At 61.3% G+C, this 1053-nt stretch carries 1 pseudogene; it reads left to right on the forward strand.

The window, feature by feature from the left end:
* Positions 1-11 precede the first annotated feature (11 nt).
* Positions 12-999, forward strand: a pseudogene (locus AB6803_RS33080) (IS5 family transposase).
* The last annotated feature ends 54 nt before the right edge of the window (positions 1000-1053 follow it).

Consider the following 1053-nt stretch of genomic DNA (forward strand, 5'->3'; position numbering starts at 1 on the left):
TCTTTGCAACGATGCCTTTCAAACACAACGCCTCCCGACGCCATCGCATCAGCAAGATGAAGTTTGAGCTGACGAACTGGGCGGAATACGAGGCAGGTCTTCGTCGGCGCGGTAGTCTGACGCTTTGGATCTCGCCGGAGGCATTGTCGTCCTGGTGGGCGCCGAAGCGGACGACACGCGGTGGCCAGCCACGCTATTCCGATCTGGCGATCGAGACTGCTTTGACGCTGGGATTGGTTTTCGGCCTGCGTCTCCGACAGACGGAGGGCTTTGTTTCGTCGGTGCTGAAGCTGATCGGCCTGGATCTCGCTGTTCCCGATCACACGACGCTGAGCCGGAGGGCAAACAAACCGAGAGTGCCAAAGAAACGGCAGGAGTTTCGTCTCCCGGACAAGGGACCCCTCCACGTCCTCATCGACAGTACAGGCTTGCAGATCTACGATGCAGGCCAATGGCTGGAAGAAAAGCAAGCAACCAAATCCCGTCGGGGATGGCGCAAGCTGCACTTGGCGCTGGATGCCGACAGCGGCGACATCATCGCACACGCCATGACGGATCAGGATGCCGGCGACGCCTCGCAGGTGGAGCCGCTGCTCGACCAGATCGACATGCCGATCGATCAGTTCACGGCCGATGGCGCCTATGACGGACCCGACCTATGAGGCCGTCGCCGGACACAGTCCTAACGCGGCGGTCGTCATTCCACCGCGCGCCAATGCGATAGAACGGCCGGACGCCGGTCCCTCCCGCCAAAGAGACCGCCACCTTGCGGCGATCAACGCCGATGGCCGGTTGAAGTGGCAAGTCGCTACGGGATATGGCAAGCGATCGCTGGTCGAGACCGCGATCGGTCGGTACAAATCGATCATCGGCCGCCGGCTAAGGGCACGCTCATTCGGCGCCCAGCAGACGGAGGTTGCCATCGGCTGCGCCGTCCTCAATCGAATGCTGGAATGTGCACGCCCGAATTCTGTCCGGTACAGACAAGCTACCGAGTAGCAAAGGCATCAAAGACAGACGTCCGCTTACACGGCGATCGCTGCACCAACGCCC

The organism is Rhizobium sp. RCC_161_2, assembly GCF_041355235.1.
Taxonomy (GTDB): Bacteria; Pseudomonadota; Alphaproteobacteria; order Rhizobiales; family Rhizobiaceae; genus Rhizobium.